A 26,589-nucleotide genomic window follows, 5' to 3' on the forward strand; every position below is an offset into this window, starting at 1 on the left:
CCTGCGCAGTATGTCTGCGCTTTCCCGGAGATTCCAGCCCCAAAACAGAGCTTTATCCTGCCATTCTCGGCTTCACCTCCGCCATTGGCCGGGGGCAAGCAGCGCCAGAACCGCCAGCGCCTCCACCCGACCCAGAACCATGGCACATCCGAGAATCACCTTTGCGTCATAACCAAGCTCGGCAAACCGCACCGGCGCCTCGCCTGCGAACTGCGCCAACGGCCCTGTGGTGGACAGGGCTGCGATGGTCAGGATCAGCGCCGGATCGAAGCCGATGCCCACCAGAGTCAGCGCCGCCACGATCACCGCAATCGACATCGCAAACAGCATGAAGAACACCCAGGCCACATGCGCGCCCTCGCTGCGCAACTTGCGCGCGCGCATTCCCGCACCGCCGACCGAATGGGGATGGATCAGCTTTTCCATCTCGTATTCGCCCAGCCGGAACAGCGCATAGACACGCAGCAGCTTCACCCCGCCCGCCGTCGTAGCCACCCCGCCACCGATCACTGCCAGCCCCATCAGGATCAGCCCATGCGTTTCCAGCCCCGACCAGATCCGCGCCGAAGCCCATTGTTCGGCCGCAAAGCCCGTGGTGGTCAGGAAGGACAGTGCAGTAAAGGCCGTGCCCCACAGCACATGAAAAAACGCCGGAATATCCTGCCCTTCGGCATTTTCGATCGCGCCGCCCCAGTGGCGCAGGAACAGCACTGCCGTCACCAGCCCTACCAGCGCAAAGGCCATCGCCACTTCGGGGTCGCGGCGGATCGGCAGGCTGCGGTCAGCAAAAAACGCCCCCGGATAGGCCCGGCGCGAAATGCCCAGCGTCAGGAACACCGCGATCATCATCTCGCCCACCGCCCCCGACACCACCGTCCCCTGCGCACCTTCGGGCAGGATGCCGCTGGTGGACAAGGTGGCCATGGCCAGACACAGCGCATCAAACCCGCTCTCGCCCGCAAAGGTCAGACCGACCCAAAGCAGCAAGGTGAACCCGCCATAGGCCGGAAACAACATCACCGCAAAGCGCAGGATGCGTTCAGATGGGTCGGCAATGCGGGTGATCTGGCGCGAGGCATGTTCGCCGAGACTGCGCCCGCCCAGCACCTCCATGCCGCCAAGATTCAGCGGCATCAGCACCGCCACCCCCATCAGCAGGATGAAAAACCCGCCCAGCCAGCCGACCAGAGCGCGCCACAGATGCAGGCTCGGCGCCAGCCGCCCCGGCGTGTCATACAGCGTGGCGCCGGTGGTGGTGAAGCTGGACAGCATCTCGAACCAGGCATTGCGGAACGAGGTGTCGGGCACCGCATGATCGAAAGGCACCGCCAGCAGCAGCGGCAGCACCAGATAGGCGCCGATCAGCGCCTTCAGATGGCTGCGCCGCCCGTCGCGCGGCGTCCGCTCCACCGTCGCCAGCCCGATCATCGCGCTCAGCACCAGCAGCCCCAGCGCCGAATAGAAGAACGGCCGCCCGACATCATGCTGGCTCAGCGCATAGGCATGAGCCGCAGGAACCAGCATGGCCAACGCCGAAATCGCCATGAGAATGACGAGCAGCGGCAGATCCAGCAGGCGGCGTGCCCAACCCGACATCAGAAGAAATCGACCGAGACTTGCAGCAGGCGTTCAACCTCGGGCACGTCCTTGGCCATGGCGAAGATGGCGATGGCGTCGCCCTCGTCGATCCGCAGATCGCCGGTGGGTTTCATCACCTTGTCGCCCTTCATCACTGCACCGACCAGAACGCCTTCAGGAAACTCGATATCCCGCACCAGCCGCCCGGCAAGGGGCGATGTGCCCAGAACCTGCGCCTCGATCACCTCGGCCTCGGCATCGCCGATCGAATAGATCGCCCGCACCCGCCCATGCCGGATATGACGCAGGATCGACGACACGGTGGTGGCGCGCGGATTGATATAGGCGTCGATGTCCAGATCGGCCATCAGCGGCACCAGCGTCGGGTCGTTGATCAGCGCAATCGCCATCGGGCAGCCCAGCGATTTGGCGCGCACCGAAACCAGCATGTTGGTCTTGTCGTCATCCGTCACCACCAGCACGGCATCCGCCCGGTCCACCGCCGCTTCCATCAGCAGGTCGATATCCATGCCATCGCCGTTCAGCACGATGGTACGCTCCAGATTGTCCGCCGCATATTCGGCGCGCGCACGGTTTCGCTCGATCACCTTGGCGCGCACCCGGTCGGCGCGCGTCTCCAGCGCCCGCGCCACCGCCAGGCCGACATTGCCGCCACCGATGATCACCACCCGCTCCTGCTTCTTGGTGGATTTGCCAAAAATCCCAAGCGCGCGGTTCACATCCTCGGCATGGGCAAAGATATAGATCTGGTCGCCCGCAAACAGCTGGTCCCCCGGATCGGGGGCAAACAGCCGCCCTTGCCGCCGCACGCCAACCACAATGGCCCGCAGCGACATGAACAGCTCGTTCAACTGGCGCAGTGGGGTGTTGAGCACCGGGCAATCCTCATCCAGCACGATGCCCAGCAATTGCGCCCGCCCGTCAAAGAAGCTTTCGGTATCAAAGGCCGCCGGGGCCGCCAGCCGCTGCATCGCCGCCTCGGCCACCTCGCGCTCGGGCGAGATCACCACGTCGATGGGCAGATGGTCGCGGCGGTAGAGGTCGGAATAGATCGCATCCAGATAGTTCTGCGCCCGCAGCCGCGCGATCTTGCGCGGCACCGAAAACACCGAATGGGCCACCTGACAGGTGACCATGTTCACCTCGTCGGAATGGGTGGCGGCGATGATCATGTCGGCATCGCGCGCGCCGGCGCGGTCCAGCACATCGGGGTAAGAGGCAAAGCCGGTAACCCCCTGCACATCCAGCGTTTCCGAGGCGCGGCGCACCAGTTCGGGGTTGCTGTCCACCACCGTCACGTCATTGCGTTCGCCGGACAGGTGCCGCGCGATCTGCCACCCCACCTGCCCCGCGCCACAGATGATGACTTTCATCGGCTACTCCCGAACCCTGATTGCGCCAAGGCATCGCATGGGTGGGGGGTGTGGTCAAGGATGGGGGCCGTGTGTCGTTACGCGGTGGTCCGTTCCATCCCGGCCAGTGCTGCGGCGATCCGGTCACACAGCGCCGCCGAGATGGAGGCATGGCTTCCGTCCTCGGTGCCATAGAAATCTCGCGGGATATGACCATGCGCATTGGGATGTGGCAGCGCAAGGCACCGGCCTGCCCCGGCCAGCGCACCCGCCAAGGCCCGGCGGGCCTCGCCCCCAAAGGTGATCCACAGGTGCGGTGCCACGGCAGCCACCTCTGCCACGAAGGCCTGCCGCTCTGCCACCACCAGCGCCGGTTGCTTTGCAAAGCGCGGGTCAGAGACATGGATCTTGCCCACATCCGTCACATAGACCGCAAATCCCCGCGCGCAGAGATATTGCACGGCCGACCAGATCAGCCGCCCGCCCCGTTTTGAACGGTTGCCTTCCCAGCTTAGCCCCCAGGGATTTGCCACCGTCAGACGGTCCGCCCAATGCGCCCCGCGACGCAGCGCATCCTGCCCGGCCAAAGCGACATACGCGCCGTTCCAGCCGCCCCTTGGCACAAGAAGCGTCGGCAGATCAAAGCCGGACCGCTGTGCCGCAACCTCTGTCGCCTGAGGAAAGCGGCAGGCCGACAGCGGAATGGGCTGCGTCAGAAGATTGCTCTCGACCGCCGCGCCATCGAACTGGCGGCGATACAGGCCCGCCATGTCGCGCAGAAAAGCCGGGTCGAACAGGCCCGCATGGCTCGGCTCGACACAGGCGGACCATTGGGGTTCGGGATTCATCAGAAAGGTGGGATCGGCCATCGAAGCATCCTGTCGCACAACCGACGGTTCTGCCGGATCGCAGCGCCGCCCGAATGACGGAATGCAACGCAGGGTTGCCGAAATTGCGGCGGATATGGGGAAAGATCAGGCCCCCCTCACTCCTCGCCGTCGTCGTCCTCCACCTCGCCCGCGCCACGCCCCTTGGCGCCGGTGACAACCCCCAAGCTCTTCAGCTTGCGGTGCAGCGCGCTCCGTTCCATCCCCACGAAATTGGCGGTGCGGCTGATATTGCCACCGAAACGGTTGATCTGGGTCAGCAGATATTCCTTTTCGAACAACTCGCGCGCCTCGCGCAGCGGCAGCGTGGCCAAGGCGCCGCCGATCACCAGCCGCCCCTCTTCACCGCCCGCACTGTCCTGCCCCGGCAGTTCCTTCGCCTCGATCGGGCCGGTGCCGTCGCCAAGGATCAGCACCCGCTCAATCACGTTGCGCAACTGGCGTACATTGCCCGGCCATTGCATTGTCTGCAGCATCGCCTCGGCATCCGGGGTCAGCTTGCGCAGCGGCAGGCCCTGCGTGCGGTGGAACATCTCGATGAAATGGCAGGTGAGCTCCGGGATGTCCTCGCGCCGTTCCTCAAGGCTGGGCACGGCAATCGGCACAACGTTCAGCCGGTCATACAGCTCCTGCCGGAAGCGGCCCGCTGCGATTTCGGCGCGCAGATCGCGGGTGGTGGACGAAATCACCCGCAGATCGACGCGCACCTTGTCTTGGCCGCCCGCGCGGGTGAATTGCTGTTCCACCAGCACGCGCAGGATTTTTGATTGCGTGCCCAGCGGCATGTCGGCCACTTCGTCGAAATAGACCACGCCGCCATGCGCCTGTTCCAGCAGACCGGGCTCCACCCCCCGCTCCGGCGTTTCGCGCCCGAACAGCACTTCCTCCATCCGCTCCGGCTCGATCGTTGCGGAGGAGACAGAAATGAACGGCGCCGAAGCCCGGTTGGAATGGGTATGGATGAAGCGCGCCGCCAGTTCCTTGCCCGATCCGGCAGGCCCGGTCAGCATCACGCGGCCATTGGATTTGGTCACCTTGTCCAGTTGCGCTTTCAGCCCGCGAAAGGCCGGTGAATTGCCCAGCATTTCCGACGAGGAGACATCGCGCCGCCGCAACTCGCTGTTTTCCCGCCGCAGCCGCGAGGTTTCCATCGCGCGGCTGACCACCACCATCAGCTGATCAATATTGAACGGCTTTTCGATGAAATCGTAAGCCCCCTGCTTGATCGCCGCGACCGCGATTTCAATATTGCCATGGCCCGAAATGATGACAACCGGCACATCCGGGTTATCGCGCTTCACGGTTTTCAGGATGTCGATCCCGTCCATCCGGCTGTCCTTCAGCCAGATGTCCAGGATCATCAGCGCGGGCTGTTCGGCGTTGATCGCCGCAATGCACTCGTCCGCATTGGCGGCCAGCCGGATCTGAAACCCCTCGTCCTGCAGGATATCCCCGATCAGTTCCCGGATATCGCGCTCGTCATCGACAATGAGAATGCTGCTCATGCGTCCCCTTGGCCTCCTGCGCCTGCCACTTTGCCCCGCGGTCGCGTGATGCGTTGCGCGCGTGGCAGATGGATCTCTGCCAGCGCCCCGGCATGGGCGTTACCTTCAAACACCGGCGCGTCGGTCAGCACGAGCGACCCGCCATGTTCCTCGATGATCTTCTTCACGATGGGCAGGCCGAGGCCCGTGCCCTTTTCGCGGGTCGTCACATAGGGCTCGAACAGCCGCGCCCTGTCGGGCGGCAGGCCGATCCCGTTATCAGCAATGGCGATCAGCACATCCTGCGGCCCGACCTCGCACCAGATGCGAATCTCTGGCTGGAACCCCGATGGTGCGCCCTTTTCGATCAGCCCTTCGATCGCTTCGCCCGCATTCTTGATCAGATTGGTCAGCGCCTGCCCGATCATCGTGGCATCCAGATCCATCAGCAAGGGCTGATCCGGCAGATCGGCGACAAGCCGCACGTCCGGCAATCCGACATCCTGCAACACCACCGCCTCACGCAGCAGTTTCGCCAGATCGGTCTCGCGCCGGTCGGGTTCGGGCATCCGCGCGAATTTCGAAAATTCGTCCACGATGCGGCGCAGGTCATTGGTCTGGCGCACGATCACATCGGCCAGTTGTTCCAGTTCTGCCGGTTCGGCCACTTCGCGGCGGAACTTGCGCTTGATGCGTTCGGCCGAAAGCTGGATCGGGGTCAGCGGGTTCTTGATCTCATGTGCGATGCGCCGCGCCACATCGCCCCAGGCCGCCATCCGCTGCGCCGACACGAGGTCGGTTACATCGTCGAACGCCACCACATACCCCTCCAGCCGGCCCGAGCTGGAGGTCCGTCCGCTCATCCGCACCAGCAGGCTTTCCATCCGGCCCTTGCGCGTCAGGCGGATTTCTTCCTGCACGGCCACGCCACCGCCCTGCCGCAACCGCTCGAACAGGGCTGCGAATTCCGGCACCGCCACAGCCAGTGGCACATCGGCCCGGCCCTCGGCGTAATCCAGCAACCGCTCTGCCGCGCGGTTGACGAAATCCACCTCGCCCTCGGCATCCAGCCCGATCACCCCCGCCGTCACCGAAGACAGCACGGAATCGAACAGACGCCGCTGCCGTTCGGTCTGACGGTTGGTCTCCACCAGCTCGGCCCGCTGGCCCTTCAACTGACGGGTCATCTTGTTGAAGATGCGGCCCAGCATGGCGATCTCGTCATCGCCGTCTTCTTCCGGCACCTGCACATCCAGATCGCCATCGCCCACCCGCTGCGCCGCCGAGGCCAGACGGCCCACCGGGCGGCTCAGCCGTTCGGCGAACCACAGGCCCAACCAGACGGCGGCGAGGATCAGGATCAGCGCAAAGCCCAGATACAGCAGCCCGAATTCGAACAGCAGCCGCCCGCGCGCCTGTTCGACCTGCTGATACAGGCGCACCGTCTCTTTCGTCTCGTCCAGCAGGCCCAGCAAAGACCCGTCCACCTCGCGCGAGACATAAAGATAACGGTCGGCATAGGCATCCAGCTTCACCAGCGCGCGAAACTCGTTACTTGCCCAGTCCTGAATGATGACGACCTCACCCGCCTGCGCCTGCGCCAGTTGTTCGGCGGAAGGTTTCTCGAAATCGAACAGATAGGATTTGTCGCCCCGTGTGCGCAATTCGCCGCCGCCGTCGATCAGGAACGCCTCGCGCAGCCCGCGCTGGATGCGGCCCTGCGCCTGCGTCAGCAGCGGGCGCAACTGGCCGTCATCCAGAAAGAAGGTCGATCGCTTGGCGACGTTCAGATAGGCGGCGAAGGCCCGGGTATCTTTGGTCAGGTCTTCACGGTGCTCGCTTTCATAGGCCTCAGCTGCGGCCAGCGAGGCGCCAACCACGCGCTGCACCCGGTCGGAAAACCAGCCCTCCAACCCGACATTCACCGTCAGCACGGCAAACACCGCCACAAGGATCGTCGGTGTCAGCGCAACCAGCGTGAAAACCCCGGTCAGCCGCAAATGCAGCTTCGACCCGGCAGAATCGCGCCGCCGGTCGGCCACCATGCGCAGCACGCGGATCAGCACCAGTGCCGCCACCAGCAGCACATAGACGAAATCCGTCAGCAGGATGACGCGCAACTGCGTGGAGCTTGCACCGTTTTCCAGCGGCCCCAGCATCAGCAGCGTCGCCACCACCAGCACCGGCCCCAGCACCACCAGCGCAAAAGTCAGCGCTGTCTGCACCCGGCGCTGACGCTGCAGCTTGGCCAGACGGTCCAGCCAGATCGAGCTTCGCGCCGCCGCCCGCAAATGCAAACTCCCCCGCAACCGGGGACTGTTGCCCCGCCGACATACAAGCGGCCTGAATCGGGGATGGCCCCAAAGACACGCTCTCTGTTGCGGTTTTACATCAACTTGCGGCGCCGTGTCACGCGAATATCCAGCTCGGTGATCTTCTTGCGCAAGGTATTGCGGTTGATCCCCAACAGATCGGCACATTTGGCCTGATTGCCGCCCGTCGCATCCAGCGCGATTTCGATCAGCGGCGCCTCAACCTCGCGCAGAATACGGTTATAGACCCCGGCAGGCGGCAATTGCCCGCCATGCAGATCGAAATACCGCTTCAGGTGCCGCGCGACCGAGGCGGACAATTTGTCGCTCTCGCCCACGCCCTTCATCGGCTCGGGCAGCGGCTGGCTGCCAAGGGCGGCCTCTACCTCGGTCCGGCTGATTTCCGGTTCCGACGAGGTGACCATCAGCCGCTTCAGCGTGTTTTCCAGCTGCCGCACATTGCCCGGCCAGCTATAGGCGCGCACCAGTTCGCGCGCATCGGGTGACAGACGGCGCACCGTGCCGAAATCGCGCTCGCCCTTGGCGAGGAAGTGTTCGGCCAGCAGCGGAATGTCATCCACCCGCTCGCGCAGGCTGGGCACATGCAGCGTGACACCGCCCAGACGGTAGAACAGATCCTGCCGGAAGGCCCCGCCCTCCATCCTTGCTGCCAGATCGCTCTGGCTCGTGGCCATGATGCGCGGCGCATTGTCGCCCAGCATGTCCAGCATCCGCACGATGCGCGCCTGCGCCTCGTCATCCAGATCGGCCACCTCGTCAAACACCAGCGACCCACCGCGCGCCTTGGCCAGCAGCGCCGAAGGCCCATCCATCCCCTGCAGATCGGCAGCCTGTGCCACGATGAAGGGCATGGTGCGCCGGTCGGAAAAATCATGGATCGCGCGGGCGATCAGCGATTTGCCGGTGCCGCTTTCGCCGGTGATCAGCACCGCCAGATCGGTGTTCATCACCCGCGCCACCAGCCGATACAGCGCCTGCATCGCCGGGGTGCGCCCCACCAGCGGCAGATCATCGCCCGCCTCGCGCGGGGTCGCCACAGCCTTGGGCGCGCGTCGCTTCATATCCAGTGCCCGCGCGGACCGCTTCATCAGGTCGGGCAGATCGAAGGGCTTGGGCAGATAGTCGAACGCCTCCGCCTCGGCCGCCTGAATCGCCGTCATGATGGTATTCTGCGCCGAGATCACGATCACCGGCAGGCCGGGCCGCATCTGGCTGATCTTGGGCAGCGCCTCCAGCCCGTTGCCATCCGGCATGATGACATCGGAAATCACCAGATCGCCCTTGCCCTCTTCGACCCAGCGCATCAGCGTCACGAGCGACGATGTGGCATGAACCTTGCATCCCGCCCGGGTCAGCGCCTGCGTCAGCACCGTGCGGATCGTGCGGTCGTCATCTGCGACCAGAACCGTGCCATCCATCACTCAGCTTCCTTCTTCTGCAACTCCCGTGGCGCCACGGGCAGCGATACCCGGAACACCGTGCGTCCGGGCACCGAGTCGACGGAGATCCATCCGTCATGTTCGGTGATGATCTTGCTCACCAGCGCGAGGCCCAGCCCCGTGCCGTTTTCCTTGCCCGAGACGAAGGGCTCGAAAATCTCGTCGGCAATGCCGGGCGGCAGGCCGGGGCCATCGTCGATGATCTCGATCTGCAACGGCAGGGCTTTGCCCGTGCCATCCTTGCGCCGCAGCCGCAGCGACAGGTCATAGCGGGTACGCAGCTTGATCGTGCCGCCCTTCTCGCCCGCCGCTTCCGCCGCGTTCTTGATGAGGTTCAGGAACACCTGCATCAGCTGATCGGGGTCGGCAAAGGTCGGCGGCAGCGAGGGGTCGTATTCCTCGACGATCTTCATCCGCGCGGCAAAGCCCACCAGCGCCGATTTGCGCGCCCGGTCCAGCGCGTCGTGGATGTTCACCGCGCGGCGCTCTGGCGGGCGCAGATTGCCGAATTGTTCCACCTGTTCCAGCAGCTTCACGATGCGGCGGGTTTCCTCGACGATCAGCTCGGTCAACTCGCGATCCTCGGGGCCAAGCCCCATCGACAGCAGTTGCGCCGCCCCGGCGATGCCCGCCAGCGGGTTCTTGATCTCATGCGCCAGCATTTCCGCCATGCCGATCGCCGATTTCGCCGCCGTTTTCGCCGCCCCGGCGCGGTTCAGCCGGTCGGCAATCTCGCGCGGGGTCATCAGCAGCATCAGCACATCGGGGTTATCAGCCATCGGGGCCACCTGCACCGTGCACTGGATCGGCGGCTTTTCCCCGTTGGTGACATCGACATCGTTGATGAACAGCGCTGACTGGTTGGCGCGCGCGCGGGCGCAGGCCTCGTCCATCTCGGCATTGATATGCACCCGGTCGAACACCGGCTGCCCCTTCAGGTTGCGCGACGAGGCGTTCAGAAACAGCTCTGCCGCCGGATTGGTTTCCAGAATATGCCCGGTCTCGTCGATCAACAGCGCCGGGATCGGCAGCGAAGCCCAGATGACGCCCGGCACCGGGTAGGGTTGGCGAAAGCCCTTCATGCCGCAACCCTTTCCTGGGCACCAAAGGCCCGGCGCAGCGCCGCGATCACCTGCGCCGGGCTGTCGCCCGTCAGGATCGGGCCGCGATGGGCCTCCAGCCCGGCGGTTTCCAGATACCAGCCCAGATGCTTGCGCGCGACCTTCAGCCCCAGCTCAAGCCCATAGAATCCCAGCATTTCTTCGTAATGTCCCACCACCAGATCGGCCAGCGCATCACCCTGCGGCACCACCGGCGCGGGCCTGCCGTACAGCGCTGCCGCCACCTGCGCCAGAACCCAGGGCCGCCCCTGCGCCCCGCGCCCGATCATCACGCCATCGGCGCCCGACAGACGCAGCGCCTCGGCGGCCGAACCCGCATCCGTCACGTCGCCATTGGCGATGACCGGCACCGAAACCGCATCCTTCACCGCCCGGATCGCCGCCCAATCCGCCTGCCCCTTGTAGAACTGGCAGCGCGTGCGCCCGTGGATGGTGATCATCCTCACCCCCGCGCCTTCCGCCCGCCACGCCAGATCGGCGGCGTTCATCAGGGCATCATCCCAGCCCAGCCGCGTCTTCAGCGTGACTGGCACATCCACCGCGCCCACCACCGCCTCGATCAGCGTCAGCGCATGGTCCAGATCCTTCATCAGCGCCGAACCGGAATAGCCGTTGGTCACCTTCTTGGCCGGGCAACCCATATTGATATCAATCACTTGTGCGCCCTGGCCTGCCACATATTTCGCGGCCTCGGCCATCCAGTAGGGCTCGCGCCCCGCCAGTTGCACGCTGGTTGCCGCCTCGCCAAAGCCCAGTTCGGCCCGCGCCCGTGCCAAGGGGCGCGCCTGCACCACCTCCTGGCTTGCGACCATCTCGCTGACCACCAGCCCCGCCCCGAACGCCCCCACCAGCCTGCGAAACGGCAGGTCGGTGATTCCCGCCAGCGGCGCCAGCAGCACCGGGGGCTCCAGAGAGATGTCGGCCAATTTCAAAGGCACTTGCGCGGTCCTTGTCTGATTATTCAGCAACTAACCCTGACAGCATGACGTTACAACGACAAGTCGCCGATTTTCTGTGCGCCATGCAATCATCGCACAAATATTAGGCAATTTCGTCCCTCTCTGCCACCGCATTGTCATGCCGCAACTCATGGCCTATGCAGTCGGCCAAGGAGAGGGCCATGACGACAGCCGCCATCATCGTCGCCGCAGGCCGGGGCACCCGTGCCGGAGGCGAAATCCCCAAGCAATGGCAAAGCCTTGCGGGGCGTCCTGTTCTTGCCCACACGCTTGACGCCTTTGCCGGACTGCGCCGGGTGCTGGTCATCCATCCCGATGACCGCGCGCGCGCCAACGCCCTGGCCCCGGGGGTCGAGATCGTGACGGGCGGTGCGACACGCGCCCAATCTGTGCGCAACGCGCTGGAATCTCTGGCGGAAAGCGGCGTGGACAAGGTGCTGATCCATGACGGCGCCCGCCCGCTGGTCAGCCCGGCACAGATCGCCCGGATTGTTGATGCGCTGGAGACATCCCCCGCCGCCGCCCCGGCGCTCGCGGTCACCGACGCGCTGTGGAAAGGGGCCGAGGGGCGGGTCATCGGCACGCAATCGCGCGAAGGTCTGTGGCGGGCGCAAACCCCGCAAGGCTTTCGTTTTACAGGGATTCTTGCCGCCCACCGCGCCTTTGTCGGCGATGCGGCGGATGATGTGGAGGTGGCGATGGCCGCCGGCCTGCCCGTGGCGATTGTTCCCGGTGAAGAAACCAACCTGAAACTCACCTTCCCCGGCGATTTCGCCCGTGCGGAAGCGATTCTGAAAGGCGCCCGCATGGATATCCGGCTTGGCAACGGCTTTGACGTTCACGCCTTCACCGAGGGCGATCATGTCTGGCTCTGTGGCGTGAAAGTGCCGCATGGCAAGGCGCTGCTGGGCCATTCCGACGCAGATGTGGGGATGCACGCGCTGACCGACGCGATCTATGGCGCGCTGGCGATGGGTGATATCGGGCGGCACTTCCCGCCCTCCGATCCACAATGGAAGGGGGCCGCAAGCCACATCTTCCTGCAACATGCCATTGATATGGCACGGGAAATGGGGTTCGCGCTGATGAACTGCGACGTGACGCTGATCTGCGAACGCCCCAAGATCGGCCCCCATGCCGAGCTGATGCGGCAGGCGCTGGCCACCATCATGGGGGTTGCGGTCGAACGGGTCAGCGTGAAGGCCACCACCTCGGAACGGCTGGGCTTCACCGGGCGCGAGGAAGGCATCGCGGCGTTGGCCACCGCAACGCTGGTGCGCCCATGATCCGCGCGCTGACCACCTTTTTCGGGCTGGGCCTGCTGCGCCCGGCGCCGGGCACCTGGGGCTCTGCCGGGGCAATTGTGCTGGGCGTGGCGATTGACAGGTATCTGGGCTTTCCGGCGCTGGTTATCGCAACGATTGCAGTCACTTGTCTCGGATTCCTCGTGTGCCGCATCGCCTTGGCCGACCGGCCCGGTGAAGACCCGTCGGAGATTGTGATCGACGAAGTGGCGGGCCAATGGCTGGCCCTGCTGTTCCCCGCCGCCGCCTTCTGGCATCGCGGGCTGGAGGATTGGGCGGTGGTCGCCTATCCCGGTTGGGTCGCGGCCTTCCTGTTTTTCCGCCTGTTCGACATCTGGAAACCCTGGCTGGTCGGCCGCGCCGACCGGCGCGGCGATGCGGCGGGCGTGATGCTGGATGACCTTTGGGCCGGGCTGTTCGCCGGGCTGGCAACCATGGTCGCCGCAGGCATCGCGCATGGAGTCTTCATGTGATGAATGTTTCAGAACTCATTGATCTGGCAAAGAAATCTGGTGTGATGATTGCCACCGCAGAAAGCTGCACCGGTGGCATGATCGCCGCGGCGCTGACCGATATTGCCGGGTCTTCTGCGGTGTTCGACCGCGGCTTCGTCACCTATTCCAACGCCGCCAAACAGGACATGCTGGGGGTGCGGGTAGAGACGCTGGATGCCCATGGCGCAGTTTCGGAAGAGGTCGCCCGCGAAATGGCCGAGGGCGCGCGGGCCCGATCACGCGCCGGGTTGGCGGTTTCGGTCACCGGCATCGCCGGACCGGGCGGATCAGAGCACAAACCGGAAGGCCGCGTCTGCTTCGGGTTGGCACAGGAAGGCCGCACAACCCTTTGTGAAACCGTGGAATTTGGCGCCATAGGCCGCGCGGGCGTGCGCGCCGCCAGCCGCGACCACGCGCTGCGCCTGCTGGCTACGGCACTTCAGCGCGGCACGGGCGTATAAAGCTCTGCCGCGCGCCGTTCAAAAGCGCGCACCACGCGCAGCATCGCCTCGTTGAACACCACGCCGATGATGCCTTGCAGGATGGCGTTGCGAAACTCGAAATCCACGAAAAACTCCACCTCGCATCCGCCTTCAACATCGCGGAATCCCCAGGTGCTTTTCATGAATTTGAAAGGCCCATCAATATATTCCGTGTCGATCTTGAAGCGCTCTGGGTACAGCGTCACCCGGCTGCCGAAGCGTTCACGGAACACCTTGAAGCTGATCACCAGATCGGCCTCCATCACCTCGCCCCCCTCGATCGGCGTGCGCGAACGGATGCGCGCCGCCGCCGTCCAGGGCAGGAATTTCGGATAGGAGGCGACATCCGCCACGAGGTCATACATCTGCTGCGCCGTATAGGGCAGAACGCGCTTCTCGTGATGGGTGGGCATGGCTTCTTCCCGGCGTGACTTCGCTTTCGGTATTGGGTAAAACGGGCAAGGAAATCAAGGGCCGGACATGACACAAAACCCCTATGTGATCGACCAGATGATCTCGGCCAAGGCGATTGCCGCGCGGGTGGAGGCACTGGCGCGCGAGATCACCGCACATTTCCGCGGCACCGACAAGCTGGTGGTGGTGGGGCTGCTGCGCGGGTCTTTCGTGTTCATTGCCGATCTGGTGCGCGAGCTGGATCTGCCGGTCGAGGTGGATTTTCTGGAGGCGTCAAGCTATGGCGACGCCACCCATTCCAGCCGGGAAGTCCGTATTCTCAAGGACTTGCGCGGTGAAATTGCCGGGCGCGACGTGCTGGTGGTGGAAGACATCGTCGATACCGGATTTACGCTGAGCCATGTGCTGCACTTGCTGCGCGCGCGGGGGCCGAAGCGGCTGGAGGTCTGCGCCCTGCTGGACAAACCGTCGCGGCGCGAGGTGGATATTCGCGCGACATGGACGGGATTCGAGATTCCTGATGAGTTTGTCGTGGGTTACGGCATCGACTTCGCACAGCGCAACCGCAACCTGCCCTATATCGGCAAGGTGCGTTTCCTCGCATGATCCTGCCGGACCGCCTGCGCCCCGGGCTGGACATCGTGTTCTGCGGCACGGCGGCTGGCCCGGTTTCGGCCAAGCGCGGGTTGTATTATGCCGGGCCGGGCAATCGGTTCTGGCCGCTGCTGGCCGAAACCGGGCTGACGCCGCGCCGCCTGATGCCAGAGGACGACCATCTGCTGCCCGATTTCGGTTTGGGGCTGACCGATCTGGCCAAGACCGCCTCGGGGACAGATGCGAAGATCCCGGCGCAAGCCTATGATCCTGAAGGACTTATGCAGAAGATCAACCAATACCGCCCGCGCGCCCTGGCCTTCACCAGCCTGACCGCCGCGCGGCTGGCGCTTGGCAACGCCTATCTGCGGCCCGGTCTGCAGCCCGCCGATGCGCGCCTGCCGGGGCTGGAGATTTGGGCGCTGCCGTCGCCTTCGGGCAGCGCGCGGGGGCATTTTCAGCTTGGCCCGTGGCAGGCGCTTGCCGATTGGCGGCGCGGATGATCTGGCTGATCCGCATGGCCCGCTGGGCGCGCCACCCGCCAAGCTGGGGGCGGGTGAAGCTGGTGGTCGGCGTGGTGCTGGTCTGTCTGGCGCTGGCGGGGGCCGAATACCTTTGGGGCTGGCCCGACTGGCTGACCGTCAACCGGCTGCCGCGCCGACCCTGACCCCCGGCACAGCGCGTCCATTTTGCGTACACTTTGCGTACACCCCCTGTACACCGGGTGTTCAGACAGAAGTCCACCCCCTGTGCATCCCGCAAGACGCCCCTGCCGCTTTCTGGCAGACTGGCGGCAGAATCCCTTGCCAGAGGTCTGCCCATGCCGCGCCTGCTTCCCAGCCTGCTTCTGCTCGCGGCCCTTTGCGGCGGATTTGGCTGGTGGATGACGGCGCCGCAGCCACTGCCGCCCGAGGCGACGGCGGGGCTGAGCGGCGACGCGGTGAAGGGCGAGGCGGTGTTCTGGGCGGCGGGCTGTGCGTCATGCCACATGGCACCCGAGGCGTCGGGGGCGGCGCAGCGGGTGCTGTCGGGCGGGCAGCGGTTTACCACGGCGTTCGGCACCTTCATCGCCCCCAATATCTCGCCCGATCCGCAGCAGGGAATCGGCGGGTGGAGCCTGGCGCAATTTGCCAATGCGGTGCAGCGCGGCATTTCGCCCGAGGGCGACCATCTTTACCCCGCCTTCCCCTATGCGGCCTATGCAAAGATGGCGATGCAGGATCTGGCCGATCTGAAGGCCTTCATGGACACGCTGCCGCCCGACCCGACACCGAGCATGGCGCATGAGGTGGGCTTTCCCTTCAACATCCGCCGCGCGCTTGGCGGCTGGAAGCTGCTGTTCCTGACCGAGGGCTGGGGGGTGACGGGCGATCTGACGGCGCAGGAAGAACGCGGTCGCTATCTGGCCGAGGCGCTGGCGCATTGCGGCGAATGCCACACGCCGCGCAATGCGCTGGGGGGCTTGCAGACCACGCGCTGGCTGGCGGGCGCGCCCAATCCCAGTGGCAAGGGCACCATTCCCAACCTCACCCCCGCGAAACTGGACTGGAGCGAAGCCGACATCGCCGCCTATCTGACCACCGGATTCACGCCGGAGTTCGACAGCGTGGGCGGCCATATGGCGCATGTGGTGGAAAACTTCGCGCGGTTGCCGGAATCCGAAGCGCAGGCTGTGGCGGCCTACCTCAAGAAGGTAAATCCCAGCGAATAGTCTTCATCCTGGCAAAAATACTCTGGGGGTTCGGGGGCAAAGCCCCCGATCCAGGTTTTTCAGCCGCGCCCCAGCTTTTCCATCCGTGCGGCGCGCAGGCGGGCGAAATCGTCGCCCGCATGATAGCTCGACCGGGTGAGCGGCGTGGCCGAAACCATGTGGAAGCCCTTGCCATAGGCGGCTTTTTCGTAGGCGGCAAATTCCTCGGGCGTCACGAAACGGTCCACCCGGTGATGCTTCGGCGTTGGTTGCAGATATTGGCCGATGGTCAGGAAATCGACATCCGCCGCGCGCATGTCATCCATCACCTGCCGCACCGATTGCGCATCTTCGCCAAGGCCCACCATGATGCCGGATTTGGTGAACATGGTCGGATCGAGTTCCTTGACCCGCTGCAACAGGCGCAGCGAGTGGAAATAGCGCGCGCCGGGGCGCACGGTCGGGTAGAGGCCGGGCACGGTTTCAAGGTTGTGGTTGAACACGTCAGGCCGCGCCTCGACCACCTTTTCCAGCGCGGCGGGGGCGCATTTCAGGAAATCGGGGGTGAGGATTTCAATCGTGGTGTCGGGCGCGCGGTGGCGGATGGCGCGGATGGTCTGGGCGAAATGCTCGGCCCCGCCATCCTCCAGATCGTCACGGTCCACCGAGGTGATGACGACATGCTTCAACCCCAGCGTCTGCACCGCATGGGCGACGCGACCGGGTTCAAAGGCGTCCAGCGTGTCGGGCTTGCCGGTGGCAATGTTGCAGAAGGAACAGCCGCGGGTGCAGATGTCGCCCATGATCATCATGGTGGCGTGGCCCTGGCTCCAGCATTCGCCGACATTCGGGCAGCCGGCCTCTTCGCAAACTGTGACCAGCTTGTTCGATTTCAGAATCTCGCGCGTGTCCTTGTAGCCCTGCGAGGTCGGCGCCTTGACGCGGATCCAGGACGGCTTCTTCGGCTGTTCCTGATCGGGGCGGTGCGCCTTTTCAGGGTGACGCTGATCGGGAATCTTGAGGTCACGCATCGCAAATTTCCCCCTGACGGCACGTTCCCTTCTGACATAGGCTTTTTCCCGGGGACTGGCAACCGCAGCGCTGGAAAGGCGCGCGGGCGGTCTTCGGGACATGTGCAGGAGTTTGAGTGATGACAAAGAAATTGATCGCCGAAGCGCTGGGGACATTGATCCTTGTGCTGTTCGGCTGCGGGGCAGCGGTGCTGATGGGGGCGCAGATCGGCATGACCGGCATCGCGCTGGCCTTCGGGCTGGCGATTGTGGCGGCGGCCTATGGGTTGGGCGCGATTTCGGGGGCGCATCTGAACCCGGCCGTTTCGCTGGGCATGGTGCTGGCCGGACGGATGTCGGTGGCCGAGTTCATCGGCTATGCGGTAGCGCAATGTGTGGGCGCCGTGCTGGGCGCGCTGGTGCTGTTTGCCATTGCCAGCGGCAAGGCGGATTACACGCTGGCGGGCAACGGGCTGGGGCAGAACGGCTTTGGGCCGGGCTATCTGGGCGAATACAGCCTGACTGCGGCGCTGATCTTTGAAGCGGTGATGACGTTCCTGTTCGTCACGGTGATTCTGGGCGCGACCGGCCCGGAGGCGGCGCCGGGCTTTGCGGGCCTTGCGATCGGGTTGACGCTGGCGGCGATTCACCTTGTGGGCATCAACGTCACCGGCGTTTCGGTCAACCCGGCGCGCAGCTTCGGCCCGGCGCTGATCGTGGGTGGGCAGGCGATGGCGCAGCTTTGGGTGTTCATTGTGGCGCCGCTGGCGGGCGGGGCACTGGCCGGATTGCTGTATGCGGCAGGCCTGACCCGCGCCGAGGATTGAGGCGCCCACGCGATCAGGCTGCGCAATAATTGCGCAGCCTGTCCGGGGCGCGGATCTGCTGCGGCGCGGCGCCTTGACCGCTGCAGCGCGGCGCGATAGCCCGGAGGCATCGTTTTAGAACGAGTCCAAGTGGCTCTGAAGAAGGATCCTCCTCATGCTTCCCGGCTCCAAGCTGCCCTCTGTCACCTTCCACACCCGCGTGCGCGACGAAGCCGTGGGCGGGCCCAACCCCTATCGCTGGCAGGACATGACCACCGAGGATTATTTCGGCGGCAAGCGCGTGGTGCTGTTCGCCCTGCCCGGCGCCTTTACCCCCACCTGTTCGACCTATCAGCTTCCGGGCTTTGAAAAGGGGTTCGGCGATTTCGCGGCGCTGGGGATCGACACGATCTATTGCCTGTCGGTGAACGACAGCTTTGTGATGAACCAGTGGGCCAAGGCGCAAGGTCTTGAAAACGTGCAGGTCATCCCGGATGGATCGGGCGAGTTCACCCGGCGCGTCGGGATGCTGGTGCGCAAGGACAATCTGGGCTTCGGGCTGCGCAGCTGGCGCTATGCCGCCGTGATCAACGACGGCGTGGTGGAGGCGTGGTTCGAGGAACCGGGTCTGGCCGACAACCATGGCGAAGACCCTTACGGCGTGTCGTCGCCGGAAACCGTGCTGGGTTGGCTGATCGAGGCTTCCAAGGCGCAGGCCGCCTGACGCTGCGATTGCAGGCAGAAAGATGGGGCCGGGCCGGCGCAGGCCCGGCCCCGTTTCATTTGCAGGGCAGTTTTCTGTGGAGAACTCTGTGCAGGCGCAGCAATTCATTGATCTGCATCAAGGCGCGCGCCATGCTGCCGGGCGATCCATCGCCTGCTGCCCCCAACGCCTGCTGCCAAGGAGAGATGATGCCCCTGACGGAACTGGCTTTCGCGCTGCTGGTCCTGCTGCTGACGCCGGGGCCGACCAATACGCTGCTCGCCGTGGCGGGCACCGAACGCGGCTGGCGCGGGGCGCTGCCACTGATCCCGTTCGAGGTGCTGGCCTATCTGCTGGTGGTGGTGCCGCTGGCGCTGGCCGGTCAGGCGCTGCTGACCGCCCTGCCCGTTCTGAAACCGGTGATCGGCGGGATGGCGGCGCTGTGGGTGATGGGGTTGGCCGTGAAGATGTGGCGCCTGCCCGAAGCCGGGGCCGCGCCGCAGGTCACGGCGGGGCGGGTGTTCGTGACCACGCTGCTGAACCCCAAGGCACTGATCGTCGGGCTGGTGCTGCTGCCGGGGGCCGGACTGGCGCTGCGGGCGGGGTTGTTTGCGGCGCTGGTGGTGAGCGTCGCGGCGGTCTGGGCGGCGCTGGGGGCCTGTATCGCCGGGCGATCCGATTGCCCGGCGCGGCAGACGGCGCCGCTGTTTCGCCGCATCGCAGCCCTGTGGCTGGGGGCGCTGTCACTTGGGCTGATGCTGGGCAGCCTGCCGCACCTGTAACCTGATCGGCCTATCCGATCAGCGGCCCGGTGCGGCCATAGGTTTCATCATAATGCCGCCGCAGCCGCTGCAAGGCGATGCGCAGCACGATCTTGCCCGACCGCGCGGCCCAACCCATGCGCTTTTCCGCGATCTCCAACCCTTCCTGATAGCAGCAGACGCGCAGCAGGATGTCGCCCAGCCCCGGCCCCAGATCGCGCAAGGCGACCGCCACCCGATCCCGGGCCGAGCCGCTGGCGGGCAGCGGTGCCGCGCCGCCGGTCAGGAAACTGTCCCAGTTCGGCGCCCCGCGCGCACCGATCTGCGCCAGTTCGTAATCTTCGTGCAGGCGTTCGGCGGCGCGCAGCAGATCCGGTTCCAGAAACACATTGCCCTCCTTGTCGCGGCGCCGGGCCAGCACGGCGACCGGGCTTTCGCTGACCGCATGGCGCATCCGCCGCGCGCCGTCATCTGCCCGGTCGGACCAGCGCTCCGGCCCGGTGAAGGCGGCGGGGGCTTCGGCCATGCCGCAGGCCGTGTGATGCGCCATGCGGCGGCGGTCTTCCTCCTCGACCATGCGTTTGAGCGCGGCCCGCCCGGCGGCGGTGATCGCATAGGTGGCCGGTCGCCCCGGTTTGAGGCAGGTGATCCAGTCTTTCAGCGCAAAGGCCTGCGCCACGCCGCGATCCAGCACGGCGGTTTGCGTCATGGAGCCATCCGAGCCTGTCCGCAGCACGGCGGCCTTTTCCATGTCGGGGGCAATCGCCATCACCGCCCCCGGTTCGGCCATGCGGCGCAGGATGCGGCGGCCCTCGCGGGCGATGCTGTCGTCATCCAGCGTGATCGGGGTGCTGCGCAACGGGGCTGTCATGCTCGGGGCGTCCTTTCTGTCGGGGTCGTCGGGGGTGGGGGCCGTGCCCTGCGCGCGGGCCAGCGCCGCCAGCGCCTCGTCCACCAGCGGATCGTCGCGGCGCGCCTCGTAGCGGCGGACCTGACGCAGCACGGTCGAGGCGGCGAGCCCCTCGCGCCGGGCCAGTTCGCGCAGCGACAGTCCCTCTTCGGTGTGATCGAGATACAGCCTGACGGCATCCGGCAACCATGCCGGCAAAGTGACACTCGCGCTGAGATTCGGTTCCATCATTTCACGTCCTGCGGCCATGCCCCGGTCGCCTTCCCCAGAATTGGACAAAAGCAACCGTGGGTAGCATTGGTTACCTGAGCGTTAACAACTGCGTTCCCTCAGGCTTGAGGCCGATAATTGTTTCTAAAACCTAAACAACTGCTGCAGCATCGCGCGCTGAAACGCAGCCGGACGCAACGCAAGGTTGCGCTGTGGCATTGTTTCCCCATCGCTTAGGGGAGACCAGAAATGACCGATTTTCGCAGCCTTCTTGCCGACCTGCGCCGCCCGTGCCTGCTGCTGCGCGCCGCCCGCTTCGGGGTGGAGGATTTTCGCCGCGACCGTGATCTGAAGCGGGTGTTGAACGGCGAATGCCCCTCTGGCCCCGAGAAGTCGCTGCCCCGCCTGATCGCCGAGGAAGAGCGGCTGGAGGAAACCCGCCGCATCGGCGATGCCAGCTATTCGCTCAACCGCCATATCGAGGTGCTGATCGCGCTGATCAGCGAATTGCGTCTGTTGCCGCGCGGGCAACAACCGGCCTGAGCCCCCGGTTCCGCCAATGCAAAAGGGCCGCCCCAGGGGCGGCCCTTTCCGTTTCCGATGCGGCATCAATCAGATGAAGGCATCCGGCTCTGCCGCCTTCTTGCGCGCCACATAGTCATCCAGCGACTCGCGGATGCCTTCATCCAGCGCCGGGGCCTGATAGTCGGCGAGCTGCTTTTTCACCCGTTCGGCGGCCAGCGCCTCGGTGTCGCGGGCGCCCTCTTCATCCCAGGTCTCGAACGGTTTGTAATCCAGCAGGTCGCTGCGCCAGAACGCGGTCTTGAAATTGGCCTGGGTATGGGCGCAGCCGAGGTAATGGCCGCCGGGGCCGACCTCGCGGATTGCATCCATGCCCTGCCCGTTCTCGTCCACCGCAATGCCTTTGGCGAGGTGATGCAGCGTGCCGAGCTGATCGGCATCCATCACGAATTTCTCGTAGCTGGAGACCAGACCACCCTCCAGCCAGCCACAGGCGTGCAGCATGAAGTTCACCCCGGCCAGCAGCGCCATGTTCAGGCTGTTCGCCGTCTCGTAAGCCGCCTGTGCATCCGGCAGTTTCGAGCCGCAGAACGCCCCGCCGCTGCGATAGGGCAGCCCCAGCCGCCGCGCCAACTGCCCGGCGCCATAGGTGATATGCGCAGCCTCCGGCGTGCCAAAGGTCGGCGCGCCCGAGTTCATGTCGATCGAGGTAACAAATGCACCAAAGATCACCGGCGCGCCGGGGCGCACCAGTTGACTATAGGCCACACCGGCCAGCACCTCGGCCAGCACTTGCGTCAGCGTGCCCGCCACCGTCACCGGCGCCATCGCGCCGCCGACGATGAAGGGGCTGATGATCGCCGCCTGCCCGGCCTTGGCATAAACCTCCAGCGCGCCCATCATCGTCGAATCGAAGGTCAGCGGGCTGTTGATGTTGATGAGCGAGGTCATCACCACGTTCTGATCGACGAAATCGGCGCCGAACAGCAGCTTGGCCATTTCAACCGAATCCGCCGCGCGCACCGGCTCGGTGACCGAGCCCATGAAGGGCTTGTCGCTCAACGTCATGTGCGCGTGCAGCATGTCGAGATGGCGCTTGTTCACCGCCACATCGGTCGGCTCGCACACCGTGCCGCCGGAATGGTGCAGCCATTTCGACATATAGCCCAGCTTCACGAAATTCTTGAAATCCGCCATCGTGGCATAGCGGCGCCCGCCTTCCCGGTCGCGCACGAAGGGCGGGCCGTAAACCGGCGCCAGCACCAGATTGCGACCGCCGATTTCCACGTTCCGCTCCGGGTTGCGGGCGGCCTGGGTAAAGCTGCGCGGCGCGGTGGCACACAGCTTGCGCGCCAGCCCGCGCGGGATATGCACCCGCTCGCCGCGCACATCGGCACCTGCGGCGCGCCACAGCGCCAGCGCGCCGGGATTTTCAAGAAAGTTGACGCCGACCTCTTCCAGAACCGTTTCCGCGTTCCATTCGATGATCTGAAGCGCTTCTTCGTTCAGGATCTCGAAATTCGGAATGTTGCGGGTGATGAATTTCGCGGTATCGAGCGACACCGCCGTGCGCTCGGCCCGCCGTGCCGCCCCGCCGCCCCGCGCCCGCCGCCCGGCCATTGCCACATCGCTCATCGCTCATCCTCCGAAACCGCCGCACGGGCGCCTGATCTTTGCCCCTGTATGCCGGTTTTGCGCCCCGCCCCGCCCCCTGATTGCGTCACCTGACGCCGAAAAACGACATATGCCCCTTCACTCTGGTCCAAATACTCCACGGGGGTCCGGGGGTGTGAAACCCCCGGCGGCACGCCGCTTTCTACTTGCGATTCCGGCTGTGCAAAGCTAATGCGCGACCATGACACACGCCCATGATCGCCTCCTCATCATCGACTTCGGCAGCCAGGTCACACAGCTGATCGCACGGCGCCTGCGCGAGCTGAAAGTCTATTGCGAAATCCATCCGTTCAACAAAGTGGACGCGGCCTTCCTGAAGGACTTCGCGCCCCGGGCGGTCATCTTCTCGGGCGGGCCGGCCTCGGTCTATGCCGAGGGGGCGCCGATGCCACCGGCGGGCGTGTTCGATCTGGGCGTGCCGATTCTGGGCATCTGCTATGGCCAGCAGGTGATGATGCATTGCCTTGGCGGGCATGTCGAAGGTGGGCATGGCACCGCCGAATTCGGCCGCGCCTATGTCACCCCCACCGCGGAACGGCTGCCGCTGCTGGACGGCTGGTTCGAATCCGGGACCGAGCAGGTCTGGATGAGCCATGGCGACCATGTGTCGAAGATCGCGCCGGGGTTTCAGGTGTTCGGCACCTCGCCCAACGCGCCGTTTGCCATCACCGCCGATCCGTCGCGCAATTTCTATGCCGTGCAGTTCCACCCCGAGGTGCATCACACCCCCAAGGGCGCCAAGCTCTACGAGAATTTCGTGAAGCTGGCAGGCTTCAAGGGTGATTGGACCATGGCCTCCTACCGCGAGGATGCCATTGCCAAGATCCGCGAACAGGTGGGCGACAAAAAGGTGATCTGCGCGCTGTCGGGCGGCGTGGACAGCTCTGTCGCGGCGATCCTGATTCACGAGGCGATCGGCGCGCAACTGACCTGCGTTTTCGTCGATCATGGCCTGCTGCGGCTGAACGAGGCGCAGGAAGTCGTGAAGATGTTCCGCGAGGCCTATAACCTGCCGCTGATCCATGCCGATGAAAGCGATCTGTTCCTCGGCGCGCTGGAAGGCGTGTCCGACCCCGAGGTCAAGCGCAAGACCATCGGCAAGCTGTTCATCGACGTGTTCGACAAGCACGCCAAGGCCATTGGCGGCGCCGAGTTTCTGGCGCAGGGCACGCTTTATCCCGATGTGATCGAAAGCGTCTCTTTCGCGGGCGGGCCGTCGGTCACCATCAAATCGCACCACAATGTCGGCGGCCTGCCCGAAAAGATGGGCATGAAGCTGGTGGAACCGCTGCGCGAGCTGTTCAAGGACGAAGTGCGCGCGCTGGGGCGCGAGCTGGGCCTGCCGGAACATTTCATCCGCCGCCACCCCTTCCCCGGCCCCGGTCTGGCGATCCGCTGCCCCGGCGAGATCACCCGCGAAAAGCTGGACATCCTGCGCCATGCCGATGCCGTCTATATCGACCAGATCCGCAAGCACGGGCTGTATGATGAAATCTGGCAAGCCTTCGCGGCGATCCTGCCGATGCGCACCGTGGGCGTGATGGGCGACGGGCGCACCTATGACTTTGCGGTGGGCCTGCGCGCGGTGACTTCGGTTGATGGCATGACGGCAGATTACTATCCGTTCACCCATGAGTTCATGGGCGAGACGGTGACGCGGATCATCAACGAGGTGAAGGGCGTGAACCGCGTGTTCTACGACTGCACGTCGAAGCCGCCGGGCACGATCGAGCTGGAATGACCCAGCGCACCGATCTTTCTGCGAAAGATCTGTGGCCCGAGTTTTCGCAGAAAACTCGGTTCTGCGGATTTTCGCAGAAAATCCGGGGGCGCGGATGATCCGGCTGCGCGGGCAGATGATCTGCATGACGGCGGCGGAAGCCGCCGCCGTTGCGGCGCATATCGCGGTGCATACAAGCCTGACCCGCGCCGAACCGGGCTGCCTGACCTTCGAGGTCACGCCGACCGATGACCCGCTGATCTGGGAAGTGATGGAGGCGTTCCGCGACCGCGCCGCCTTTGACGCCCATCAGGCGCGCACCCGCGACAGTGACTGGTTCACCGCCACGCGGGGCATCTTGCGCGATTTCCGCATCGAGGACATCGGCGACTGACGGCGGGTGAGGCCGCGCTTTGGCACGGCCCCTCGCCTGTGGTTACGCCGGGAACTGGCCGCGCGTGGCGATCCGGTCCAGCGGCAGGCGCTGGCTGGGCTGTTCGCGCGCCTGAAGCGCTTCGGGCAGCACCGCCGCATCACCGCGCCGCCCGATGGCGATCACCGCATGGAGGACATGGCCCGCCGGCAGGTGCAGCGCCTCGGCCGCGGCCACGCGATCAAAGCCGCCCATAGCGTGGGCCACCCAGCCCGAATGGTGCGCCTGATAGGCCAGGCTGACCCAGGCCGCCCCGGCATCGAAGGCATGGGCGGGGTTGACCACCTCGGCCTCGGCCCCGGCGGGCAGCATGGTTTCCTTCGACGCGATGGCGACCAGCGCTGCGGCCTGCGGTGCCCACAGCGCGTTGCCCGCTGCCAAGGTTGCCGCCAGCGCAGCGAAACCCGCGTCGCCGCGCAGGGCGTAAGCAAAACGCCAGGGTTGCAGGTTGCTTGCCGAAGGCGCCCAGCGGGCAGCCTCGATCAGCGACAGAAGCTCGGTCTCGGTGATCGCGTCGGTCGCGAAGGCCCGGCTTGACCAGCGGTTCAGGAACAGCGGGTCCACCGGGTGCAGGGGGGTGCGCGGGGTCTTGAGCGGAGCATTCATGGGATCGCCTTTCCGAGAAACTTTGCTTGAGCAGATAACTTCTTTTGTTCCGGCAACAACTGCGCAGAGCGGCAGAGCGGCCATGCGCAGATGCACAACCGGCGCTGAAGGCTGGACAATCCGGCGCGGCGCAGGCTCACTGCCGCGCGACAAGAAGCCGTCACGAGAGCCGCCATGCCCCAGACCCACCGCCCGCTTGCCGCCGCCTTGTGGATGATCGGCTCGATCCTGTCCTTTACCGCCATGGCGGTGGCCGGGCGGGCGGTCGTGGGGCTGCATGACACGTTCGAGATCATGCTGTGGCGGTCGGTGGTCGGGTTTGGGCTGGTTGTCGCGGTGGCGGCGGCGCTGGGGCGGCTGGGCGAGGTGCAGAGCCGACGGCTGGGCCAGCACCTGTTGCGCAACACGGCGCATTTCGCCGGGCAGAACCTGTGGTTCTGGGCGCTGGCCACGCTGCCGCTGGCGCAGTTGTTCGCACTGGAATTCACCTCGCCGATCTGGGTGATCCTGCTGTCGCCGCTGTTTCTGGGCGAAAGGCTGACGCGGGTGCGGGTTCTGGCCGCGCTTACGGGGTTCGGGGGCGCGATGATCGTGGCACGGCCCAATTTCGGGGCGCTGGACCCGGCGCTGCTGGCGGCGCTGGCATCGGCGGTGTGCTTTGCCACCTCGATCATCCTGACCAAGGCGCTGACGCGCGGGGAAAGCATCGTGTCGATCCTGTTCTGGCTGACGCTGATGCAGGGCGCGCTGGGGCTGGCCGCTGCGGGCTTCGATGGTCGTATCGCCTTGCCAAGCGCGGCCACGCTGCCCTGGCTGGGCCTGATCGGCGCCGCCGGGGTGATCGCGCATCTGTGCCTGACCAAGGCGCTGTCGCTGGCTTCGGCCTCGGTCGTGGTGCCGATCGACTTTGCGCGCCTGCCGCTGATCGCCCTTGTGGGCATGGCGCTTTATGGAGAGTCGTTGGATTTTCGTGTTCTGCTGGGTGGTTGCATCATTTTCCTCGCAAACTGGATGAACATCCGCGCCGAGAACCGTCGTCATGCTGCAGCGCAGGACAGCTTGAAATCGTGACGCCGCGTCAG

27 protein-coding genes are annotated in these 26,589 nt (G+C 65.4%); 14 read left to right on the plus strand and 13 right to left on the minus strand.

Annotated features, from left to right (window positions below; translation table 11 throughout):
- Nucleotides 1-72: 72 nt before the first annotated feature.
- The 8 genes from BMX43_RS10350 to dusB all read right to left on the minus strand — a co-directional run bounded on the left by BMX43_RS10350 (nt 73) and on the right by dusB (nt 11,153).
- A complete protein-coding gene (locus BMX43_RS10350) occupies nt 73-1,596 on the minus strand; it encodes a TrkH family potassium uptake protein (protein WP_091301046.1) in 1,524 nt (507 codons plus the stop codon).
- A complete protein-coding gene (gene trkA, locus BMX43_RS10355) occupies nt 1,596-2,972 on the minus strand; it encodes a Trk system potassium transporter TrkA (protein ID WP_091301048.1) in 1,377 nt (458 codons plus the stop codon). The genes BMX43_RS10350 and trkA overlap by 1 nt, the downstream gene beginning before the upstream one ends.
- Before the next feature lie 77 nt (nt 2,973-3,049).
- Complete coding sequence (locus BMX43_RS10360; RefSeq protein WP_091301050.1) at nt 3,050-3,820, minus strand: hypothetical protein; 771 nt, start codon at nt 3,818-3,820, stop codon at nt 3,050-3,052.
- Between the two features lie 116 nt (nt 3,821-3,936).
- Nucleotides 3,937-5,343, minus strand: coding sequence for a nitrogen assimilation response regulator NtrX (gene ntrX, locus BMX43_RS10365; RefSeq protein WP_091301052.1), 1,407 nt, complete (start codon nt 5,341-5,343; stop codon nt 3,937-3,939).
- A complete protein-coding gene (locus BMX43_RS10370) occupies nt 5,340-7,613 on the minus strand; it encodes a sensor histidine kinase NtrY-like (protein ID WP_091301054.1) in 2,274 nt (757 codons plus the stop codon). The genes ntrX and BMX43_RS10370 overlap by 4 nt, the downstream gene beginning before the upstream one ends.
- A gap of 95 nt (nt 7,614-7,708) precedes the next feature.
- Nucleotides 7,709-9,073 carry a response regulator gene (locus BMX43_RS10375; protein WP_091301056.1) on the minus strand — a complete coding sequence of 455 codons (1,365 nt, stop codon included), beginning with the start codon at nt 9,071-9,073 and terminating at the stop codon, nt 7,709-7,711.
- Nucleotides 9,073-10,176 carry a two-component system sensor histidine kinase NtrB gene (locus BMX43_RS10380; RefSeq protein ID WP_091301058.1) on the minus strand — a complete coding sequence of 368 codons (1,104 nt, stop codon included), beginning with the start codon at nt 10,174-10,176 and terminating at the stop codon, nt 9,073-9,075. The genes BMX43_RS10375 and BMX43_RS10380 overlap by 1 nt, the downstream gene beginning before the upstream one ends.
- Nucleotides 10,173-11,153: a tRNA dihydrouridine synthase DusB gene (dusB, locus tag BMX43_RS10385; RefSeq protein ID WP_091301060.1), complete on the minus strand. Its 981-nt coding sequence runs from the start codon at nt 11,151-11,153 to the stop codon at nt 10,173-10,175. The genes BMX43_RS10380 and dusB overlap by 4 nt, the downstream gene beginning before the upstream one ends.
- 182 nt (nt 11,154-11,335) lie before the next feature.
- Here dusB and BMX43_RS10390 point away from each other — a divergent pair, with 182 nt between their 5' ends.
- The 3 genes from BMX43_RS10390 to BMX43_RS10400 are packed head-to-tail and all read left to right on the plus strand — an operon-like array spanning nt 11,336 to nt 13,433.
- Nucleotides 11,336-12,460 (plus strand): bifunctional 2-C-methyl-D-erythritol 4-phosphate cytidylyltransferase/2-C-methyl-D-erythritol 2,4-cyclodiphosphate synthase, encoded by a 1,125-nt coding sequence (locus tag BMX43_RS10390; RefSeq protein ID WP_091301061.1) that lies wholly within the window; start codon nt 11,336-11,338, stop codon nt 12,458-12,460.
- A complete protein-coding gene (locus tag BMX43_RS10395; protein WP_175482080.1) occupies nt 12,457-12,951 on the plus strand; it encodes a phosphatidylglycerophosphatase A family protein in 495 nt (164 codons plus the stop codon). Before BMX43_RS10390 ends, BMX43_RS10395 begins: the two co-directional genes overlap by 4 nt.
- On the plus strand, nt 12,951-13,433 hold the full coding sequence (locus BMX43_RS10400) for a CinA family protein (protein ID WP_091301063.1): 483 nt from the start codon (nt 12,951-12,953) through the stop codon (nt 13,431-13,433). The genes BMX43_RS10395 and BMX43_RS10400 overlap by 1 nt, the downstream gene beginning before the upstream one ends.
- On the opposite strand, the gene BMX43_RS10405 is transcribed toward BMX43_RS10400, so the two are convergent.
- Complete coding sequence (locus BMX43_RS10405; RefSeq protein ID WP_091301065.1) at nt 13,412-13,867, minus strand: type II toxin-antitoxin system RatA family toxin; 456 nt, start codon at nt 13,865-13,867, stop codon at nt 13,412-13,414. The genes BMX43_RS10400 and BMX43_RS10405 overlap by 22 nt on opposite strands.
- A 67-nt stretch (nt 13,868-13,934) precedes the next feature.
- On the opposite strand from BMX43_RS10405, the gene hpt reads away from it, so the two are divergent.
- The 4 genes from hpt (at nt 13,935) to BMX43_RS10425 (ending at nt 16,173) form a co-directional block, all read left to right on the plus strand.
- The gene (hpt, locus tag BMX43_RS10410; RefSeq protein ID WP_091301067.1) at nt 13,935-14,474 is read left to right on the plus strand and encodes a hypoxanthine phosphoribosyltransferase; all 540 of its coding nucleotides are present in this window, start codon (nt 13,935-13,937) and stop codon (nt 14,472-14,474) included.
- Nucleotides 14,471-14,965, plus strand: a complete 495-nt coding sequence (locus BMX43_RS10415) for a mismatch-specific DNA-glycosylase (protein WP_091301069.1) — start codon at nt 14,471-14,473, stop codon at nt 14,963-14,965. Before hpt ends, BMX43_RS10415 begins: the two co-directional genes overlap by 4 nt.
- Nucleotides 14,962-15,129, plus strand: coding sequence for a hypothetical protein (locus tag BMX43_RS19805; protein ID WP_175482081.1), 168 nt, complete (start codon nt 14,962-14,964; stop codon nt 15,127-15,129). The genes BMX43_RS10415 and BMX43_RS19805 overlap by 4 nt, the downstream gene beginning before the upstream one ends.
- Before the next feature lie 153 nt (nt 15,130-15,282).
- On the plus strand, nt 15,283-16,173 hold the full coding sequence (locus BMX43_RS10425) for a c-type cytochrome (protein WP_091301073.1): 891 nt from the start codon (nt 15,283-15,285) through the stop codon (nt 16,171-16,173).
- Between the two features lie 59 nt (nt 16,174-16,232).
- On the opposite strand, the gene lipA is transcribed toward BMX43_RS10425, so the two are convergent.
- Entirely contained in the window at nt 16,233-17,183 is a 951-nt protein-coding gene (gene lipA / locus BMX43_RS10430) for a lipoyl synthase (RefSeq protein ID WP_091301075.1), read from the minus strand.
- Nucleotides 17,184-17,302: 119 nt separating this feature from the next.
- Between lipA and BMX43_RS10435 the strand changes: the two genes are divergently transcribed.
- The 3 genes from BMX43_RS10435 (at nt 17,303) to BMX43_RS10445 (ending at nt 19,453) form a co-directional block, all read left to right on the plus strand.
- Complete coding sequence (locus BMX43_RS10435; protein WP_091301077.1) at nt 17,303-17,989, plus strand: MIP family channel protein; 687 nt, start codon at nt 17,303-17,305, stop codon at nt 17,987-17,989.
- 154 nt (nt 17,990-18,143) lie between these two features.
- The gene (locus BMX43_RS10440; RefSeq protein ID WP_091301079.1) at nt 18,144-18,692 is read left to right on the plus strand and encodes a peroxiredoxin; all 549 of its coding nucleotides are present in this window, start codon (nt 18,144-18,146) and stop codon (nt 18,690-18,692) included.
- Nucleotides 18,693-18,880: 188 nt separating this feature from the next.
- On the plus strand, nt 18,881-19,453 hold the full coding sequence (locus tag BMX43_RS10445) for a hypothetical protein (protein ID WP_091301452.1): 573 nt from the start codon (nt 18,881-18,883) through the stop codon (nt 19,451-19,453).
- A gap of 10 nt (nt 19,454-19,463) precedes the next feature.
- On the opposite strand, the gene BMX43_RS10450 is transcribed toward BMX43_RS10445, so the two are convergent.
- Nucleotides 19,464-20,570: a DUF6456 domain-containing protein gene (locus BMX43_RS10450; protein ID WP_091301454.1), complete on the minus strand. Its 1,107-nt coding sequence runs from the start codon at nt 20,568-20,570 to the stop codon at nt 19,464-19,466.
- 231 nt (nt 20,571-20,801) lie between these two features.
- On the opposite strand from BMX43_RS10450, the gene BMX43_RS10455 reads away from it, so the two are divergent.
- The gene (locus BMX43_RS10455; protein ID WP_091301081.1) at nt 20,802-21,095 is read left to right on the plus strand and encodes a DUF6477 family protein; all 294 of its coding nucleotides are present in this window, start codon (nt 20,802-20,804) and stop codon (nt 21,093-21,095) included.
- 69 nt (nt 21,096-21,164) lie between these two features.
- Here the strand turns inward: BMX43_RS10455 and BMX43_RS10460 are convergent, their stop codons facing one another.
- A complete protein-coding gene (locus tag BMX43_RS10460; protein ID WP_091301083.1) occupies nt 21,165-22,709 on the minus strand; it encodes a trimethylamine methyltransferase family protein in 1,545 nt (514 codons plus the stop codon).
- Nucleotides 22,710-22,929: 220 nt separating this feature from the next.
- On the opposite strand from BMX43_RS10460, the gene guaA reads away from it, so the two are divergent.
- Complete coding sequence (guaA, locus tag BMX43_RS10465; protein ID WP_091301086.1) at nt 22,930-24,489, plus strand: glutamine-hydrolyzing GMP synthase; 1,560 nt, start codon at nt 22,930-22,932, stop codon at nt 24,487-24,489.
- 94 nt (nt 24,490-24,583) lie between these two features.
- A complete protein-coding gene (locus BMX43_RS10470; protein ID WP_091301088.1) occupies nt 24,584-24,862 on the plus strand; it encodes a putative quinol monooxygenase in 279 nt (92 codons plus the stop codon).
- A gap of 42 nt (nt 24,863-24,904) precedes the next feature.
- On the opposite strand, the gene BMX43_RS10475 is transcribed toward BMX43_RS10470, so the two are convergent.
- Nucleotides 24,905-25,507: a nitroreductase family protein gene (locus BMX43_RS10475; protein WP_091301090.1), complete on the minus strand. Its 603-nt coding sequence runs from the start codon at nt 25,505-25,507 to the stop codon at nt 24,905-24,907.
- 174 nt (nt 25,508-25,681) lie between these two features.
- Between BMX43_RS10475 and BMX43_RS10480 the strand changes: the two genes are divergently transcribed.
- Nucleotides 25,682-26,578 carry a DMT family transporter gene (locus BMX43_RS10480; RefSeq protein ID WP_217643950.1) on the plus strand — a complete coding sequence of 299 codons (897 nt, stop codon included), beginning with the start codon at nt 25,682-25,684 and terminating at the stop codon, nt 26,576-26,578.
- Nucleotides 26,579-26,589: the final 11 nt, after the last annotated feature.

Origin of the sequence: Gemmobacter aquatilis, from assembly GCF_900110025.1 — a bacterium.
GTDB lineage: Bacteria > Pseudomonadota > Alphaproteobacteria > Rhodobacterales > Rhodobacteraceae > Gemmobacter > Gemmobacter aquatilis.